General features: G+C 37.1%; 13 protein-coding genes. 10 read left to right on the top strand and 3 right to left on the bottom strand.

Annotated elements, in window-relative coordinates; all coding sequences use genetic code 11:
* The first annotated feature begins 64 nt into the window (after positions 1-64).
* Together leuS and IGJ66_RS11290 are read left to right on the top strand one after the other, a co-directional pair.
* Positions 65-2,479: a leucine--tRNA ligase gene (leuS, locus tag IGJ66_RS11295; RefSeq protein WP_071869313.1), complete on the top strand. Its 2,415-nt coding sequence runs from the start codon at positions 65-67 to the stop codon at positions 2,477-2,479.
* 175 nt (positions 2,480-2,654) lie between these two features.
* Entirely contained in the window at positions 2,655-2,888 is a 234-nt protein-coding gene (locus IGJ66_RS11290; RefSeq protein ID WP_071869314.1) for a hypothetical protein, read from the top strand.
* Positions 2,889-2,986: 98 nt separating this feature from the next.
* Here IGJ66_RS11290 and IGJ66_RS11285 read toward each other — a convergent pair whose 3' ends face one another.
* On the bottom strand, positions 2,987-4,498 hold the full coding sequence (locus IGJ66_RS11285) for a UDP-N-acetylmuramoyl-L-alanyl-D-glutamate--L-lysine ligase (protein WP_067481682.1): 1,512 nt from the start codon (positions 4,496-4,498) through the stop codon (positions 2,987-2,989).
* A gap of 289 nt (positions 4,499-4,787) precedes the next feature.
* On the opposite strand from IGJ66_RS11285, the gene IGJ66_RS11280 reads away from it, so the two are divergent.
* From IGJ66_RS11280 to IGJ66_RS11245, 8 genes are all read left to right on the top strand, one after another.
* On the top strand, positions 4,788-6,434 hold the full coding sequence (locus tag IGJ66_RS11280; protein WP_067481681.1) for a putative polysaccharide biosynthesis protein: 1,647 nt from the start codon (positions 4,788-4,790) through the stop codon (positions 6,432-6,434).
* Between the two features lie 80 nt (positions 6,435-6,514).
* Complete coding sequence (locus IGJ66_RS11275; RefSeq protein ID WP_067481678.1) at positions 6,515-7,234, top strand: pseudouridine synthase; 720 nt, start codon at positions 6,515-6,517, stop codon at positions 7,232-7,234.
* Between the two features lie 259 nt (positions 7,235-7,493).
* Positions 7,494-8,441 (top strand): ABC transporter permease, encoded by a 948-nt coding sequence (locus tag IGJ66_RS11270; RefSeq protein WP_067481676.1) that lies wholly within the window; start codon positions 7,494-7,496, stop codon positions 8,439-8,441.
* A 12-nt stretch (positions 8,442-8,453) separates the two neighbouring features.
* Positions 8,454-9,374: a carbohydrate ABC transporter permease gene (locus IGJ66_RS11265; RefSeq protein ID WP_067481675.1), complete on the top strand. Its 921-nt coding sequence runs from the start codon at positions 8,454-8,456 to the stop codon at positions 9,372-9,374.
* A gap of 32 nt (positions 9,375-9,406) precedes the next feature.
* A complete protein-coding gene (locus tag IGJ66_RS11260) occupies positions 9,407-10,864 on the top strand; it encodes an ABC transporter substrate-binding protein (protein WP_430616630.1) in 1,458 nt (485 codons plus the stop codon).
* A gap of 85 nt (positions 10,865-10,949) precedes the next feature.
* Entirely contained in the window at positions 10,950-11,564 is a 615-nt protein-coding gene (locus IGJ66_RS11255) for a DUF624 domain-containing protein (RefSeq protein ID WP_430616629.1), read from the top strand.
* Complete coding sequence (locus tag IGJ66_RS11250) at positions 11,557-13,299, top strand: sensor histidine kinase (protein WP_430616628.1); 1,743 nt, start codon at positions 11,557-11,559, stop codon at positions 13,297-13,299. Before IGJ66_RS11255 ends, IGJ66_RS11250 begins: the two co-directional genes overlap by 8 nt.
* Entirely contained in the window at positions 13,292-14,734 is a 1,443-nt protein-coding gene (locus IGJ66_RS11245) for a response regulator transcription factor (RefSeq protein ID WP_071869317.1), read from the top strand. Before IGJ66_RS11250 ends, IGJ66_RS11245 begins: the two co-directional genes overlap by 8 nt.
* A 204-nt stretch (positions 14,735-14,938) precedes the next feature.
* Here the strand turns inward: IGJ66_RS11245 and IGJ66_RS11240 are convergent, their stop codons facing one another.
* Both IGJ66_RS11240 and IGJ66_RS11235 read right to left on the bottom strand, forming a co-directional pair.
* Positions 14,939-17,080, bottom strand: a complete 2,142-nt coding sequence (locus tag IGJ66_RS11240; protein WP_376022358.1) for a GH92 family glycosyl hydrolase — start codon at positions 17,078-17,080, stop codon at positions 14,939-14,941.
* The gene (locus IGJ66_RS11235) at positions 17,061-18,128 is read right to left on the bottom strand and encodes a GntR family transcriptional regulator (RefSeq protein WP_071869319.1); all 1,068 of its coding nucleotides are present in this window, start codon (positions 18,126-18,128) and stop codon (positions 17,061-17,063) included. Before IGJ66_RS11235 ends, IGJ66_RS11240 begins: the two co-directional genes overlap by 20 nt.
* Positions 18,129-18,268: the final 140 nt, after the last annotated feature.

Here is an 18,268-nt window from a genome sequence, read left to right as displayed (position 1 = left end):
AGAACGAAAAAAACAATGAGGAAAGTAACTTACTTTCAACGAAAAAAATGCAGGGGGACAGAAAATGAGTTATAACCATAAAGAAATTGAAAAAAAATGGCAAAAATATTGGGCGAAAAATCACACATTTAATACCCAAGATGATCCACAAAAACCAAAATTTTACGCACTAGATATGTTTCCGTATCCATCTGGTCAAGGATTACATGTGGGACATCCAGAAGGATATACTGCAACAGATATTCTTTCACGTGTGAAACGTAGTCAAGGTTTCAATGTGTTGCATCCAATGGGGTGGGATGCATTTGGACTTCCAGCAGAGCAGTACGCATTAGATACTGGGAATGATCCTGCAGAATTCACGAAGAAAAATATTGAAACGTTCCGTCGTCAAATCAATTCTTTAGGCTTTAGTTATGATTGGAACCGTGAAGTGAATACCACAGATCCAGAGTATTACAAATGGACACAATGGATCTTTACGAAATTATATGAAAAAGGGTTAGCGTATGAAGCAGAAGTTGCTGTGAACTGGGTTCCAGAACTAGGAACAGTGATTTCAAATGAAGAAGTTATTGATGGAAAGAGCGAACGTGGCGGCTTTGACGTCGTGCGTAAACCGATGCGCCAATGGATGTTGAAAATTACTGCATATGCGGATCGCTTATTAGACGATTTAGAAACCGTAGATTGGCCAGAAAGCATTAAAGAAATGCAAAGAAACTGGATTGGTCGCTCAGTTGGGGCAAATGTGGAATTCAAAGTGGCTGGGACAGATAAATCTTATACAGTCTTCACAACTCGTCCCGATACATTATTTGGAACAACTTATTCTGTTTTAGCACCAGAATTAGATTTGGTTCGTGAAATCACGACACCAGAACAAAAAGCAGCTGTTGAAGCGTATATTGAAGAAACTGCGAAAAAATCTGATTTGAAGCGGACAGATCTTGCCAAAGAAAAAACAGGAGTCTTTACTGGTGCGTATGCAATTAATCCAGCCAATGGCAAAGAAATTCCAATTTGGATTGCTGATTATGTACTTGCTTCTTATGGAACAGGTGCGATCATGGCAGTTCCTGCGCATGATGAGCGTGACTATGAATTTGCCAGAGTGTTTGATTTGCCAATCCAACCAGTTATTGAAGGTGGCGATCTTTCAAAAGCAGCACATACAGAAGATGGCCCACATATCAATTCTGAGTTTTTAGATGGCTTGAACACAGAAGAAGCCATTGCTAAAATGAATAGCTGGCTTGAGGAGAATGGCTTTGGTAAAAAAGAAGTTAGCTACCGTTTACGCGACTGGTTGTTCTCACGTCAACGTTATTGGGGAGAACCAATTCCAATTATTCATTGGGAAGACGGCACAGTAACTGCACTATCAGAAGAAGAATTACCATTACGTTTGCCAATTACAGATAACATTAAACCAAGTGGTACTGGTGAGTCACCATTAGCAAATATCACTGATTGGGTCAATGTTGTTGATCCAGAAACAGGTAAAAAAGGTCGTCGCGAAACAAATACGATGCCACAATGGGCTGGGAGTTCTTGGTATTACCTACGCTACATTGATCCACACAATAAAAAAGAATTAGCAAACTATGAAAAACTAGAACGCTGGATGCCAGTGGATATCTATGTTGGTGGTGCTGAACATGCAGTGCTACATTTATTATATGTTCGCTTCTGGCATAAATTCCTGTATGATATTGGTGTTGTTCCAACAAAAGAACCATTCCAAAAATTGTATAACCAAGGAATGATTTTAGGCGAGAACAATGAGAAAATGTCAAAATCACGTGGAAATGTTGTAAATCCAGATGACGTAGTTGAAGCTTATGGTGCGGATACATTACGCATGTATGAAATGTTCATGGGACCTTTAGATGCTTCGATTGCATGGAGCGAAAACGGACTAGAAGGTAGCCGTAAATTCTTGGATCGTGTATGGCGCCTGATTGTGGACGAAAACAATAAAATGCGTGATCGTATCACAACCATCAATGATGGCAAACTAGCAAAAGTTTACAATCAAACAGTGAAAAAGGTAACAGAAGACTATGCAAGCATGCATTTCAACACAGCTATTTCTCAATTAATGGTCTTTGTTAACGAAGCGTATAAAGCAGATGCCTTGCCTTACGAGTATGTTGAAGGATTTGTTCAATTGTTAGCGCCTGTTGCGCCACATTTGGGCGAAGAACTTTGGGCAATTTTAGGAAACGAAGATGGAATTTCTTATGTACCTTGGCCAACATATGATGAAGCTGCATTGGTTGAAGATGAGATTGAAGTTGTTTTCCAAGTCAACGGAAAAGTTCGTTCTAAAGCAAATGTTGCACGTGACTTAGGCAAAGATGAGCTTGAAAAAGTAGCTTTAGCAGATGAAGCAATTCAAGAACAAATTGCTGGAAAAACGGTTCGTAAAGTGATTGCTGTTCCAAATAAATTGGTTAATATTGTTGCAAACTAAAAACAAGCAGCAAACGGATTAAAACGAGAGAGGAAACTCAAGCATCATTGAGTTTCCTCTCTTTGTTTTTCATTTGGAATGAGGGAGGAAAGCAAAGTAGGCGATAATCGTTTCAACCTATTTTTTTGGCTACTCAATCAAGAATGCTATACTTTATTAAAAAGGGGGAAATGACATGAAGCTCACAGAAAACGTTGAAACGTATTTACAAAAGAAACGAGCGGAAAGAAGTGAAACAATTCGAAAAAGGAATCAAGAACCGAATAGAAGAAAGAAGCAAACTGGCTGGGGAAAAATGGCAGATTCTGGATATGGTGGGTTGAACAAGGTAAATAAAATCGATTTAAAAGATTTTTTAGCCGCTGAGCAACGAAATGTAGAAGAGCGAGTAAAAAAACCTAAAAGATAAATTGGCTTACATAAAAAATGGACTGCGATTTTTTTCGCAGTCCATTTGCATTATTTAGTAATAATAGGATTAATGTGTATGCAGGTATAAATTACTAATTAAAGTTGTTTTTCCTCGATCAGTCGCTTCACGATAGCATAATCACCTTCATAAAGAACATCTTCGCCATTGATTTTTTGATAAGGATCCACGCCTTTTCCGGCAATGACTACGGAATCTTCGGCTGTACTTTCAGTCAAAGCCTGTTCAATCGCAGCTGGACGATCCATTTCATAATGAATAAGCAACTCTTCATTCGTGATTGCTTCAGCAATTTCATCGGCAATTTTTTGAGGATCTTCAAAGGCTGGATCATCAGCCGTTAAGAAAACAACATCTGCTGTTTCTGACAAGACTTTTCCAAAATCATGACGTCGAGAAATAGCTTTATTTCCGGGACTGCCCAAGACAACAATGACGCGCCCCTTAGGATGTTCACTTTTGGCAAATGCCAATAATGTTTTTAAACTTAAATAATTATGTGCATAGTCAACATAAACATGTGCACCGTTCTGTTGAATTAGCTGATCCATACGTCCGGGAACGCGAGCTGCTTTTAAGCCAGTTTGTGCATCTTCGATTGAAGCACCAGTCAAAGCAGCTGCAATGATTGCGCTAGTCGCATTTTCTTGATTGAATCCGCCAGCCAGTAAAATATCATATTCTGCTTCGATGGGTAACTGTCCATGATGACTTGTCAAAGCAAAAGGATGACCTAATCCGGCTAAACTTGTGACTTGATAAGTTGTTTCAGGCGAGCGCCCATACACAATTGCAGGTATGTGATAAAGGTCAGCAGTTTCTTTCAACAGCTCGAAATAATCACTTTCATGATTCAAGACAACGGTTTTAGAATTTAAAATCAACTGACGTTTACAATAAAAGTAATCATCAAATGTTGGATGCTCGATTGGGCTAATGTGGTCGGGTGAAATGTTTAAGAAGATACCGACATCTAATGTTAGTCCATAGACGCGCTGTGTTTTATAAGCCTGAGAAGAAACTTCCATGACTAAATGAGTCATCCCATTCGTAACTGCTTCAGCCATCATTCGATACAAATCCAAAGATTCTGGTGTGGTCAAATGAGATTTGAAATAAGTTTGGCCATCTAGTGTTGTATTCATTGTCGAAAGCAAGGCAGTTTTCTTATTCGTTGTGTGGTCTAGGATTGCCTTGGTAAAATAAGCTGCTGTTGTTTTTCCTTTCGTGCCAGTATAACCAATGACCTGTAGTTTTTGTTGTGGATAATCATAAAATGCCATGGCTAAAATGGCCATCGCTTTACGAATGTCGGTAACGATAACGCCCACAGCAGCTACTTCATAAGGCTGTTCAGCGACATAATAAGCTAGTCCTTGCGAAACAGCAGACTGTAAATACGCCTCTTTAAAGTTCAGACCTTTACAAAAAAATAAAGTTGATTCATCGACTTGACGAGAATCATAACTGATCGTTTCAAATGAAAAATTAGTTGGCGCAGTTAAATGCCAGCCTTGATTGGAAACAAATTCTTTTAATAGATTTTCTTTTAGTAACAATTCACGGACATCTTCTAAGGAGAAGCTCATTGATTGATCCCTCGCTTTGTTGAATTTTCTAACTAATTATAGCATAGCATGAAATGTTTTTCTTTAATGCAAGGTTCTTTTTAGGAAAATCGCTTAGGTTCAGATTACTTGAACAGAGTAGATACTTTTTAAGAAAAGAGCGCGTTGTAGACTAGCAAATTCAGTTGAAAAAGAAACCGAATTCAAAAAAAGCACATCTTCACAGAAAAACCATCGAAAAGAGATTGCTAGTTTCCTGTTTTACAATTAAAATAATAGTAATGTTTTGAAGAAAGTTGGAATAATTGAGATGAATAATCAAAGAGGACCGACAGAAAAAGTTTTAACTGCCCAAGAAAAAATGGCTCGAGGCTCTGCTTGGATGACAACAAGTAATATCCTTTCGCGTTTATTGGGTGCGATTTATATTATTCCGTGGTATGCCTGGATGGGCGAAAATGCAAAAGCAGCAAATGGTTTGTTTAACATGGGCTATAATATTTATGCGCTGTTTTTATTGATTTCAACAGCTGGGATTCCTGCGGCGATTGCCAAACAAACGGCTCGTTATAATTCATTAAATGAATATGGTACTTCTCGCCGACTTTTCTTCCGCGCTTTACAAATGATGGGGATTTTAGGCATTGTTTTTGCCGCGTTCATGTATCTTGCTTCACCTTGGCTTGCGCATGCTTCTGGTGGCGGAGACGAATTGATTCCAACAATGCGTTCATTGAGTATTGCGGTATTGGTATTCCCATGTATGAGTGTAATTCGTGGGTATTTCCAAGGAAATCAAGACATGATGCCTTATGCACTTTCACAAATTGTTGAACAAGTTGCACGAATTTTTTACATGTTGTTGATGACGTTTATCATCATGAAGATGACTACAGGCGATTACGTGGCTGCAGTCACGCAATCAACGTTTGCCGCGTTTATCGGAATGTTAGTTAGTATTGTGGTTTTGCTTTATTATTTAAGAAAACAACAACCACTGATGAATCAGCATATTGAACATAGCAATAACCAAGTAAATGTAGCAACTAGAAAACTATTACTGGATACTATGAAAGAGGCTATTCCATTTATCATTGTTGGATCAGGAGTAACGATTTTCAAATTGGTTGACCAGTTTACGTTCATTCGAATCATGTCTGCCACGACGGAATATTCAAAGGCACAGTTGCTTGATCTATTTTCTATTTTTAGCGCAAATCCAGATAAGTTAACGATGGTGGTCATTGCCTTAGCAACATCGATTGCAGCGACGGGCTTACCATTGATTACGGAAGCCATCACATTGAAGGATCGTCCTGGTTTGGCTAAGTTGACTAGTGGCAATCTACAATTGTTTTCGTTTGTCATGTTTCCTGCTACCGCAGGTGTGATGTTGTTAGCTTATCCATTGAATACACTCTTTTACACACCAGATGTATTGGGCAGTAAAGTATTGGTCCAAGCAAGTTTTGTAGGCTTATTTTTAGGTTTGTATATGTTGATTTCTAATATGTTGCAAGGAATGTTTGAAAATCGTGCAGCTATTCGCTACTTGTTGATAGGCTTTGTCGTGAAATTAATTTTACAGTATCCTGCGATCAGAATATTTCAAGTTTACGGACCGTTACTAGCAACCATGATTGGTTTCGCTGTTTCTTGTATCTTGATTCTTCGTAAAATGCACCAAGTCGTACGTTTTCGAGTTGGCTTTGTTTGGCGAAGAACGTTGTTGATTTTTATCATGACGCTATTGATGTTGTTAGCAACAGGATTAACAAAGCAACTTTTAAGTTTATTCTTAAGCCAAGATAGTAAATTTGAATCATTGATTTTAGTCGTCAGTGTGGCTGGCGTGGGTGTAGCAGTTTATGGTTATTTAGCATTGAAAATTCGCTTGGCGGAGAAATTATTGGGTAGCAGTATGGTCCGACTACGTTATCGCTTACGAATCAAATAAAAAGAAAGAAGAGGAAGTTGCGACAAACGTCAATAGACTGTTGTTGCAAGTTCTTTTCTTTTTAGAAAGTAGGAAAACGCATGCGTTTAGATAAATTTTTAGCCGATGTGGGGTTAGGCAGTCGAAAGGAAGTCAAAGGGTTAATCAAAAAAGGCCAAGTGACTGTTAATGGCAAAGTAATCAAAAGTGATAAGTTTCAGGTAAAAGAACTCTTAGATGAAATTGCTTATTTAGATGAAAAACTTATGTACCAAAAGAATTTTTATTATCTTTTAAATAAACCTGCGGGTGTGGTTTCTGCAACGCAAGATAACTATGATGAAACTGTTTTGGATTTGCTGAATGATTTTGATTATCGTGAGGATCTTTTTCCAGTAGGAAGATTGGATAAAGATACGGAAGGCTTATTGCTCATAACCAATGATGGTGCTTTGGCACATCGGCTATTGTCGCCGAAGAAACATGTTGAAAAAGAATATTTTGCAAAAGTAGCTGGGGTGATGACGGCAGAAGATATTGATGCTTTTTCAAAGGGATTGGTCATCAGTCAAGGGGAAGAAACACTTCCTGCTGTGCTAACGATTGATGCAGTGAACGAAGCCGAACAAACGTCAGACATTCGTTTGATTCTTCATGAAGGAAAATTTCATCAAGTGAAACGAATGGTGAAAGCTGTTGGCAAAGAAGTGACTTACCTCAAACGAATCCGAATGGGAAATGTTGTATTACCTGCAGACTTAGGATTAGGTGAGTATCGGGAGTTGACGGCAGAGGAATTAGTAAAAATCCAAGAAAAGTAAACAATTAAAAAATTAGGTGCTATTCCTGCGTAAATACGCAAAACAGGCAACCTTATTTAGTACAAATGAAAATGAAAGGGGAGGAATCTGCTATATTCCTTCCTTTTTTTATTGATCAAACTCAAAAATAGGCAGCGACCAATTAAAAATAGTTCAATATCAGCTATAGTTTGTTTCATTATACCTATAATTTGTTTATTCAATCTTGTTTTTGAAAGCGCTATAATTACGGTGCGAACAAGTTGAAAGGAGTTTTTTGATGAAAAAAAGAAAGGGGTTAAAACATTTTTTCTCGATGGTTTGGCGTTTTAAAGCTTTGATTTTAATGGCTGTGCCTGGAATGTTGTGGATGATTTTCTTCTTCTATATTCCAGTGTTAGCAAACGTGGTTGCCTTTAAAAATTTCCATATCTCTGCAGATGGATTTTTGGCAAGTTTGAGAGAGAGCCCGTGGGTTGGTTGGGAGAATTTCAAATTTTTATTTTCTTCAGATCAGGCATTTTTAATTACGAAAAACACGATTTTGTATAATGTAGGATTTATTACACTAAACTTACTGATTTCGGTTGTTTTTGCCATTATCATGAGTGAGTTAAGAAATAAAAAATTAGTAAAAGTGTATCAAACAATGTCATTACTACCTTATTTCTTGTCTTGGGTTATCATTAGTTACTTTGTTTATGCCTTTTTGAGCCCAGATAAAGGAATTTTCAACCAATGGCTGTTAGGTCATGGAAGAGAAGCAATCAATTGGTACAATGAACCAAAATATTGGCCATTTATTCTATTGTTCATTGGGACGTGGAAAGGAATCGGCTATAATAGTATCATTTACTTTGCTTCAGTAATGGGAATCGACCCCACTTACTATGAAGCAGCTATGGTTGATGGCGCAAGCAAATGGCAACAAATCAAACATGTGACAATTCCTCAATTAGTACCGTTGATGTCGATTTTAACGATTTTAGCTGTTGGGAATATATTCCGAGCTGATTTCGGGTTGTTCTATAATATTCCAAGAAATTCAGGCGCACTGTATGACGTGACTCAAGTATTAGATACGTATATCTTTAATGGGTTGACTTCTACAGGTGACTTTGGAATGACTGCAGCAGCCGGATTGTATCAGTCAGTTGTAGGATTTGTTTTGTTAATGACTACGAATGCGATCGCACGTCGTTTCGACAGCGAATCAGCATTGTTTTAGGAGGGGGATTCGATGAAAAAGAAAAAAGTAGAGCAGGTTCAAGTGCGAGCTTTCAGCAAACCAATGAATCTCTTTTCTAATTTATTGATCGCGATTTTTGCCTTCTCCTGTATCTTGCCGTTTCTATTTGTTATCGCGATTTCTTTGACAGATGAAACAGCGTTAGCAACTAATGGTTATAGTTTCTGGCCAGAAAAATTCAGTACATTTGGTTATACGTATCTATTTGGACAGATGCAAGAGAAAATTTTCCAAGCATTATTTGTAACAGTTTTAGTAACGGTTTTAGGAACTTTGATTAATAGCACAGCTACTTCATTGTATGCCTATGCAATCTCTCGTTCTAATTTCCCATTCCGTCGTTTCTTTACAGTCTTTTGTTTAATTACCATGTTGTTTTCACCAGGGATGGTAGCCAATTACTTGGTGATGACCAATTTGCTTCAATTAAAAGATACGATTTGGGCACTGATTTTGCCAATGGCAGTTAGCCCATTCAATATTATTGTGATGCGAACTTTCTTTAAACGCTCAGTCTCAGATTCAATTATTGAGTCTGCCAGAATTGATGGAGCAAGCGAGTTGCGAATTTTTATTCAAATCGTGTTACCTTTAGCTGTTCCCGGAATTGCGACAATTAGCTTATTTGCCGCATTAGGTTACTGGAATGATTGGTTCAACGCATTACTTTACATTCAAAATGATAACTTAGTCCCATTACAATACTTGTTGATGAAGATTCAAAGTAATATCCAATATCTCACACAAAATGCGGGAGCTGGAAGCCAGCTTGCTGGAGGTTTAGCAGCTGTACCAGGAGAATCAGCACGAATGGCAATCGTTGTTATCTCAACATTGCCAATTGCGATTAGTTACCCATTTTTCCAAAAACATTTTGTCAAAGGGTTAACGATTGGTGGAGTCAAGGAATAAATAATAAATTATTTTATTTAGGAGGAAGTAAGATGAAGTTATGGAAGAAACTAGCCTTTACAGGAGTTTCAGCGTTGATGGTTGGTACGTTAGCTGCTTGTGGTGGAGGTTCAAATGCAAGCAGTAATTCAGAAGGGTCTGACAGTATCACATTGCAGATGTATCAAATCGGGGATAAGCCAGATAATTATGATGCATTGATGGAAGTGGCGAATAAACGAATCGAAGACAAAATTGGTACGAAGGTCAATATCAACTATATCGGTTTTGGGGACTACGAGAAAAAAATGAACGTAATCATTTCTTCTGGTGAAAACTACGATATCGCTTATGCAAATAACTATGTTTCTAATGCTCAAAAAGGTGCGTTTGCCGACCTAACTGAGTTAGCACCTAAATACGCTAAAGATGCTTATGATGCGTTAGACGAAGCCTATATTAAAGGGAATTTAGTCAATGACAAATTATATGCGCTTCCAGTAAATGGCAATGTGTTTGCTCAACAAGTGTTAACTTTTAACAAACCATTGTTAGATAAATACAATCTTTCAATTGATGGAATCGAATCTTATGCAGATGCCGAAAAAGTTTTACAAGAATTCCACAAAAAAGAACCAAATACAGCTGCTTTCGCCATTGGTCAAGGCTTCAAAGTTCAAGGTGACTTCGATTATCCATTAGGAAATACGTTACCATTTGCAATTGATTTAAATGGAGACAAAGCAAAGATTATCAATCAATACGACAACAAAACTTATGTTGACTTACTTCGTACGATGCATAGCTGGTACCAACAAGGCTTGATTCCAAGTGATGCGGCAACAAGTAGCAAAGATTATCCTTTAGAAGGGAACACTTGGTTACTACGTGGCGAAACACAAGGGCCTTTCGATTATGGTGACACAATTTTAAGTAATGCAGCAAACCAAGAATTAGTTTCTAAATCAATCACTGTTCCTTTGAAATCAACAGGGCAAGCACAAATGGCAAACTTCGTTGTTTCAAATACTTCAAAAAACAAAGAAAAAGCAGTTGAATTTTTAGGATTACTTAACAGCGATGCTGAATTATTGAACGGATTAGTTTGGGGAATTGAAGGCGAAGCGTGGGAAAAAGTAGACGGAACAGACGACAAGATCAAGTTGTTAGATGGTTACCAACCAAAAACACACATGTCTGCTTGGAACACAGGAAATAACGCAATTTTATACACACAAGAATCAATCACTGATGAAATGATCGCTACACGCGATAAATCAATTGAAGAAGCTGAAACTTCACCAATCTTAGGGTTCAGCTTTAATACAGACAGTGTTAAAACAGAAATCAGTAACATCTCAAACGTCATGAATCAGTATATGGATGGATTAAATACCGGAACAGTTGATCCAGACGAAACTTTGCCTAAATTGCTCGAGGCATTAGATAAAGCTGGTTACGAAAAAGTTTTAACTGAGATGCAAAAACAATACGATGAATTTCGAAAATAAATAAGTCTGACAGCGAGCGGTTCCATCTGCTCGCTGTTCTTTATATAATAAGAGAGAAAAGATTATGTTTTAAAAAGGAGATATTATGTTAGGAAAAGCTTTGGAGACATTGTTCATTCGTGTGTGGGTAGTTGTTAAACTAACACTTTTTTTCTGGTTGTTTAGTCTAACAGGCGGGATTGTTTTAGGAATTGGACCAGCGTTGAAAACAATTAATGAATTATTTTATCACTATGAGTTTGAGTACAAAGACATAACACTTAAGCAAGGTTGGTACTGTTTTAAGAAATATTTTAAGCGAGGAAATTATTTGTTTTTCTTCTTTTTTGCAGGGTTAGCTATTCTAAGTTATAATCTTTATCTTTCAGTTCAAATACAAGGACTTTTATTTTTGGGAATTGATTTTATTTTGTTGTTTGGTTTACTTTATTTGTTTGCAACGTATCAATGGAGTTTAATTTTAGATAGTGAATATGAAATGACATTCGGCAATGTGGTTAAGTTAAGTTTTATTTCAAGTTTATCGAGCTTTTCTACGTTGTTGAAGATGATTATTGGTAGCGGGATTATCCTTGCGTTGACGTGGCATTTCAAAGGTCTATTGTTATTTGGTTTGCTAGGTTTATTGACCGTATGGAATGTGTTGGCGACAAAAAAATGGCGCGAAGAATTAGCGGTTCGAATGGAAAACTATGAATAATCCATTCAAAGTTTTATTTTCAAAAGGGACGTTGCTCAACCGTTTGTTGCGTAAATACGCAGTAGTGATGACTGTACTCACAATTGGCGCAACAATTATTTTTAGTATCCATACTTGGAGTCAAAACCAAAATCAAGCAGAAAATGTCACCAATGAAGCACTGCAAACGACAAATCGAATGCTAAATGACAAAACAACATTAAGCAAAATTATCAAAGATCAACTTCTGGGAAGTCCAGAAAAAATCGAGAATGCGACAACTTATCTGACACAACCAATTGACCGGTATTTGATGTACGCATATACGCAACAAAGTAAAACCAATGAACTATTGTCTTTTCCAAATGAAATGTTGGATCTTTACGTCAACTATGAAGAGCTAAGTTCTCTCTACATTGTTTTTAGTCAACTGCCAGAATATTTTGAGTCTACCAGAGAACACAAAGCGGGAATTGTTAAAACGGGAACCCCGACATTAAAAAATGCTTTTTATATCAAAATGCCGATTACTCAAGGTGGCACGGAGCTGGGAAGCATCTTTGTTGGGTTCCAAAAGAAAGAATTGGAATCCAGTTTAGAAAGCCTGAATGCTTTTAATGGCTTATCTTTGTACATGATTTCTGGCTCTGCTAATCGTCTGTATACTTTTCATAGCGCAGGACTAGCACCAGAAAGCCGAAAGAAACAAGAAACACTGATTACACAAGAATTGGATAAGAATTCTGGACTCCCTTTATCGAAATTGGAAGAACATAACTTTGTTTCCTATCAGGAATTATCTGGTGAGTACCGTATACTAGCAACGCTAGACCAACGAAATGTTTATCGAGAAACTGCAAGAAGTCTGGCACCATTGATTATTGGCGTGATTCTTTTAGACAGTATTCTACTCGTATTCTTATATAAAACATTTAAACGTTATTCTCAGCAAATCGACGTAGTGATGCGTGCAATGAATGAAGCGGCAAATGGTAATCTGGACACGCGAATTGCCCAGGAACAAACGGAGTATGAGCTGAAAGATTTAGCGCAAGGTATTAATACTATGTTGGATAGCATCAACCAATACGTTGAAGATATCTATAAATTAGAAATCAAACAAAAAGATGCACATATGCGCGCATTACAAGCACAAATCAATCCTCATTTTCTTTACAACACATTGGAGTACATTCGAATGTATGCGTTGAGTGAGGGAAGCGAAGAACTTGCAGAAGTGGTCTATGCTTTCTCTGCATTATTAAGAAATAACACGAATCAAGAAACGAAAATTAGCCTTAAAGAAGAGCTGAATTTTTGTGAAAAGTATGTATTTCTCTACCAAATGCGTTATCCTAATCGTGTAGCCTATCATTTTTCGATTGAGGAATCACTAGAGCAAATTGAAGTACCGAAATTTGTAATCCAACCACTAGTTGAAAACTATTTTAAACATGGAATTGATTTTACTCGTTATGATAACGCATTGAGCGTAAAAGTTTTTCAACAAGGATCATTTGTACAAATTCAAGTGAAAGATAACGGTAAAGGAGTTACTCCAGAGCAGTTAGTGTCAATTGAAAATCGATTGGTACATCCAAAAGTCGAGTTACATGAATCAATTGGTTTGCAAAACGTAAATGAACGTTTACGCGCAAATTTCGGTAGCACGTACCGGATGCGAATGTTTGCGAATAAAGAAGGTGGCTTAACGATTAAAATTACATTTAAGAAGAAGGAGTCTGAAAATGTATAAAGTGTTGCTGGTTGATGATGAATACATGATTTTGAATGGATTGAAAAAAATTGTTGATTGGCCCAGTTTTGGATTTGAAATCGTAGCAACGGCAGAAAATGCTATGCAAGGGTTATTGGTTTTAGAAAAACAAGTTATTGATTTAGTTATTACAGATGTAACAATGCCAGAGATGAACGGTCTAGAATTTATTGAAGCAGCTCAAAAAGAGCAATATACCTTTGAGTTTATGATTCTTTCTGGCTACCAAGAATTTGAATACCTTAAAGGTGGTATGCAACTTGGGGCAGTTAATTATTTGATGAAGCCGGTGAATAAAACAGAGTTGATTGAAAGCTTAAAAAAAGTAAAAGAACGTTTGGATCAGCAAAATGAGCAAAAAAATCAGCAAGAAATTTATCAGGAACTTTTATTCAGTCAATGGTTAAATGAAGAGTTAGATGAAACCAGCGAAGAAGAGTTTTTGAGTGGATTACCTCAAGAGTCACAACAAATTTTATTGATTCAGCTAGAAAGAATACATGAATCTGCTATTATTCAATGGTTAAAAGAACAACAAGCAACTACTTATTATCAGCGAAGTTTTGGGGATGTGACTTGCTTCACCATTTTGCTTAGTCCCCAGAAAGTCGGGGACTTTTGTGACTATTTTCAAACGCAGTATGCACAACAAGATTGGCTGATTAGTGTGGGTGACGAAATAAAGGAAATAGATGATATTCCTGAAAGTTTTCGTCGGGCAAAAGACCAGTTGCATCTTCAACAGTTTTACGGTGAAGCCAGACGTGAAATCATTAGGTCCCTGCCTGCAGAAAATCAAGATCAGTTAATTGATTTTTCTACTTTTAGTCGCGCGCTTCAAAGTAATCAGTTAGATTTAGTTCAACAAATGATTCGTGAGTTTTTTGAACAATTCCAATCGGCAGTCATGACTCCCGAGGACATTCGGCACTTCACTTTCTTATTGTTTATGGATATTCAACGAGAGCTGATTACACTAGAAGATGATGAGTACTTGACAGGTATTCATCAAATAAATCAGGCAAAAAATGTGAATGACCTTCAAGAATTGTTGCTTTCCTTAGTTCGTAAGCAGCAAAAGCAAAAAAACTATAGTGAAAATATCAAGCAAGCGCTGCAAATACTGCACGAAAATTACCGGGAGCCGTTAACATTAAAAGAAGTATCCGAAAGTTTGCACCTAAATGTGATGTATCTCGGGCAACTATTTAAAAAAGAAACGAAAAAAAGCTTTTCTACCTACTTAAATCATTTACGGATGGAGCAAGCAAAATGGTTGCTACTTCACAGTGAACAAAATATCAATGAAATTTCAAACGAGATTGGCTACAACAACACCACTTATTTCTCTAAATTATTTAAGAAAATTGTGGGACAATCACCAAAAGAGTACCGAGAAAAGCCCCTTACTTAGTTTAAAGAAAAAAGTAGGGAGTACAGTGTTTAGACGTAGGAACTTCTATATAGGTTGGAATTGCTGATTTTGGAATGATAATGACTGAGTAAAAAAGACAATCAAAAAGACTGAGCCCAAACGAAAATATGTTTTGGTTCAGTCTTTTTTTATGAAAATAAAAATCAAATTTTATTTTTGCACGTAGTTTATTGTGAAGGCTTATTAGGTTAAAGAAAACGGTAAAGCATCGGCCGCGTATTTTTTGGGGTGAGGAACAGTACCTAAGTGATAACGAATTGTTCCTCCTGTGAGTAAGTCTTCGTGTGTAAAGAATAACTTAGAATGCATTTGATCATTACGGTCAACTTGATGAACAAACTGTTGTTGTGGTTGATTTGGTGAACTTTCAATCGTAAGTGTCTGACCGTTTGCAAGTTTTAGTTCAACGTGATCGAACAGTGGCAAACCAATAACATATTCTCCAGAACCAGGTGTGACTGGATAAAAACCTAAACTGCTAAAGATATACCAACCTGACATGCTACCATTATCTTCATCACCGGGATAACCTGTCGGTGAATCATTGAAGGTTTGAGTCAACAATTGTTTAATTAACGGTTGAGCCATCTCTGGTTTACCAAGATAACTGAATAGATAAGGGTAGTGGAAGCTAGGTTGATTTGAGATAGCCAGTTGTCCAAATTCAATAGCGGCCATTTCACTCATTTCATGGATTTCAAATCCGTATCCACCAACTTCAAAGGAAGGAGATTGATTACAAAGCTTGATTAATTTTTCTTGAAAAGCAGCTTCTCCACCATGTTCACGAATCAAACCATTAAAGTCTTGGTAGACGGCAAAGCTACTTTGCCATGCACTTCCTTCTGCGTAATCTTGACCCCAGCGAGTCGCTGAGAAGTTTTCTCTAAATTGTTGATTCGTATCTTTTGCACGCATGAACCCAACGGTAGGGTCAAAAATATTACGATAGTTTAAGGACTGTCTTTGATAAAAAGCGCTGGTCTCATGATCTCCCAGTATAGCAGCAACTTGGCTGATACAAAAATCGCTATAAGCATAATCTAAAGTATGATTGACTGATTCATGATAGGTACTAGGAACATAGCCATATGTTAAATAATCAAGTGTTCCTTGGCGCCCATAATTAGGTAACTCACTTTGGACAGTAGCGCTTTTTTTCATTGCTATTAAAAATTCAGGCATCAAATCACTACGAATTCCTTTTACTGCGGCGTCAGCAATTACCGCATCAATCAATGTTCCGGGCATTAAACCTCGTTCATCAGGCGATAGCCATTTTGGCAAAAAGCCCGTTTCTCGATAACTTGTAAGAAAGCCCTCAAGCATTTCCTCATAATTTTCAGTGGCAATCAATGAATAGAGTGGGTAGACCGTTTTATACGTATCCCAAAATCCATTATTTGTATAAAGAACACCAGAGCGAATAGTTTTGCTGAATGTATCATAGTGAATTTTTTCGCCATCCTTAGTTACTTCATAGAATGTTTGAGGAAAGAGAAATACACGATACAAGTTATGATAAAAAGTACTTACTTGTTTTTTATCATGATGACTGATTTTGATTTTATCGAAATATTCTTGCCAAATTTGGCGATTTTTTTCCAGGTATTCATCAGGCGACTGTGCAGACTCTCTCAATAAATTTACCTGTGCTTGTTCTTCGCTAATAAAAGAAGTACCAAAGCGAATCGTTTGCTGTTCGATCGAGCCAAACGACAACAAAATAGAAGAACTATTCTCTGGAATTGCTAACTCAGTGTCGAATAATGGTTGTTCAAAGGAAAGGATAAAGTGAAAGCGAAAATCAGGATCCTCACATCCAGAAAAGTTGATGAGATAACCAGTAATTGTATGCGAGTCTACAACATTTAACTGGTATCGCTCAGGAAAAGTCAAAAGTAAACCGCTATCATTTTTGTGATAATCAATCGTAAGTACACCCCCATACATACTAGGAATCAACGTGGATGAAATTTCATAACGCAGTTGATTGATTGACAGATGCGTAGGGCAAAACGTGCTTTCTTCTGGTCGATAAGAACTCTGAGCATGAAAAAGACTGTTTTCAGGTAGAGTACCACTAACTGGTGTCATTAGGAAATGACTGAAATCACCCATCCAAGGACTAGGTTGATGTGTTAAACGATAACCTTGAAAGATACGGTCTTCTGGGTGGAACCACCAACTTCCTTTTTGGTCGGTTGTTTGTGGGGCAAAATAATTCATTCCAAACGGAACGCCTGTATAAGGCAGGCAATTTCCGTTTGAATAATTGGACTGGTTGGCAGTCCCGTGGCGAGTATCAATTTGTTGAATGTTCATTGTTAAGCTCCTTCGTTGAGTGTCTTGTTATTAATGTAACTGGGTATTTGGTATCCGCTGGTGATTCTTTGGTTTCAAGCCAATGAATCAATTTTTCTCCAGCAGATTTTCCAAGTTCTTTGAAATTTTGGGCAATAGTTGTCAAAGGCGGATCAACTAAAGCTGCAGCTTGAATATCATCAAAACCGATAATTGAAAAATCAGCAGGAACTGAAAAGCCAGCTTGTTTCAATTGGTTCATTGTTTGAATGGCAACAAGATCATTTTCACAGACAAACGCAGTAAGTTGGTGTTCTTTGATATAGTTTAATAACTCTTTATTCGTTGCTTTTTGGTCGTCAAGCGCAGTATGAAAAGCTAAATTAGCTTTATCAAGAGCTTCAAGATAGCCTAAATAGCGCTGACGAACTGATTGTGGATGAGTTGGTTCGCCAAATAAGAAGCCAATTTTTTGATGACCGTCAGCAATCAATTGATTTGTGGCTATCGAGCCGCCGGCGAAATTGTCTGAAAGAACGGTTGGAAATGGTAGTTCATAAATTTTCTTATCCAAAATAATGACTGGAAAATCTTTCAGTGAAAGTTCAAACAATAAATCTAAGTGTTGCTCCGTATCGATAGCGTAGTAAATCAATCCATCGAATTCATCCATCACTTCTTTTGCCGTTTTTGTTTGGAGAAAATCAAGAGAGGTCATCAATACGTCAAATTGATTTTCTTGCATAATTGGATTCAATCCTTCAGTGAAATCACCAACAGACAAATCAGTTAAGAACGGAAATAAAAAGAGAATTCTCTTTGTTTTTTGAATGTGGACAGCCGAGGTCTCTGGATTGTCTGCTTTGACAAAGCTGCCTTTTCCACGAATTCGATAAATCAAACCAAGTTGTTCCAATTCTGTTAATGCTCGTTTGGATGTGATTCGACTTACTTGATATTTTTGAGAAAGTTCTTTTTCAGTAGGAACTTGGCTATCAATGGCTAAAGTTCCATCAAGAATTGCGTTGTGTAGATCGATAAATATTTTCTTATATAATGGTTGCTCCATAATAACACCTCTTAATGATATATCATGTATAAATGATAGCATAAATAAAGCAAAAGTAAACAATAAAAAATATTATGAAAGCGTAGACAAAAAACAAACCAAGAAGTATAATCTACTAAGATATATCAAATAGAAAAGAG

It is taken from the genome of Enterococcus sp. DIV0176 (genome assembly GCF_050528535.1).
Classification (GTDB): domain Bacteria; phylum Bacillota; class Bacilli; order Lactobacillales; family Enterococcaceae; genus Enterococcus_B; species Enterococcus_B thailandicus.
This window is presented reverse-complemented; position numbering and strand designations above follow the sequence as displayed.

Coding starts and splice junctions, on each gene's coding strand:
- IGJ66_RS11245 (WP_071869317.1), top strand. CDS start 13,292: ATGTATAAAGTGTTGCTGGTTGATGATGAATACATGATTTTGAATGGA.
- IGJ66_RS11235 (WP_071869319.1), bottom strand. CDS start 18,128: ATGGAGCAACCATTATATAAGAAAATATTTATCGATCTACACAACGCA.
- IGJ66_RS11260 (WP_430616630.1), top strand. CDS start 9,407: ATGAAGTTATGGAAGAAACTAGCCTTTACAGGAGTTTCAGCGTTGATG.
- IGJ66_RS11275 (WP_067481678.1), top strand. CDS start 6,515: ATGCGTTTAGATAAATTTTTAGCCGATGTGGGGTTAGGCAGTCGAAAG.
- IGJ66_RS11280 (WP_067481681.1), top strand. CDS start 4,788: ATGAATAATCAAAGAGGACCGACAGAAAAAGTTTTAACTGCCCAAGAA.
- IGJ66_RS11265 (WP_067481675.1), top strand. CDS start 8,454: ATGAAAAAGAAAAAAGTAGAGCAGGTTCAAGTGCGAGCTTTCAGCAAA.
- IGJ66_RS11290 (WP_071869314.1), top strand. CDS start 2,655: ATGAAGCTCACAGAAAACGTTGAAACGTATTTACAAAAGAAACGAGCG.
- IGJ66_RS11240 (WP_376022358.1), bottom strand. CDS start 17,080: ATGAACATTCAACAAATTGATACTCGCCACGGGACTGCCAACCAGTCC.
- IGJ66_RS11285 (WP_067481682.1), bottom strand. CDS start 4,498: ATGAGCTTCTCCTTAGAAGATGTCCGTGAATTGTTACTAAAAGAAAAT.
- IGJ66_RS11255 (WP_430616629.1), top strand. CDS start 10,950: ATGTTAGGAAAAGCTTTGGAGACATTGTTCATTCGTGTGTGGGTAGTT.
- IGJ66_RS11270 (WP_067481676.1), top strand. CDS start 7,494: ATGAAAAAAAGAAAGGGGTTAAAACATTTTTTCTCGATGGTTTGGCGT.
- leuS (WP_071869313.1), top strand. CDS start 65: ATGAGTTATAACCATAAAGAAATTGAAAAAAAATGGCAAAAATATTGG.
- IGJ66_RS11250 (WP_430616628.1), top strand. CDS start 11,557: ATGAATAATCCATTCAAAGTTTTATTTTCAAAAGGGACGTTGCTCAAC.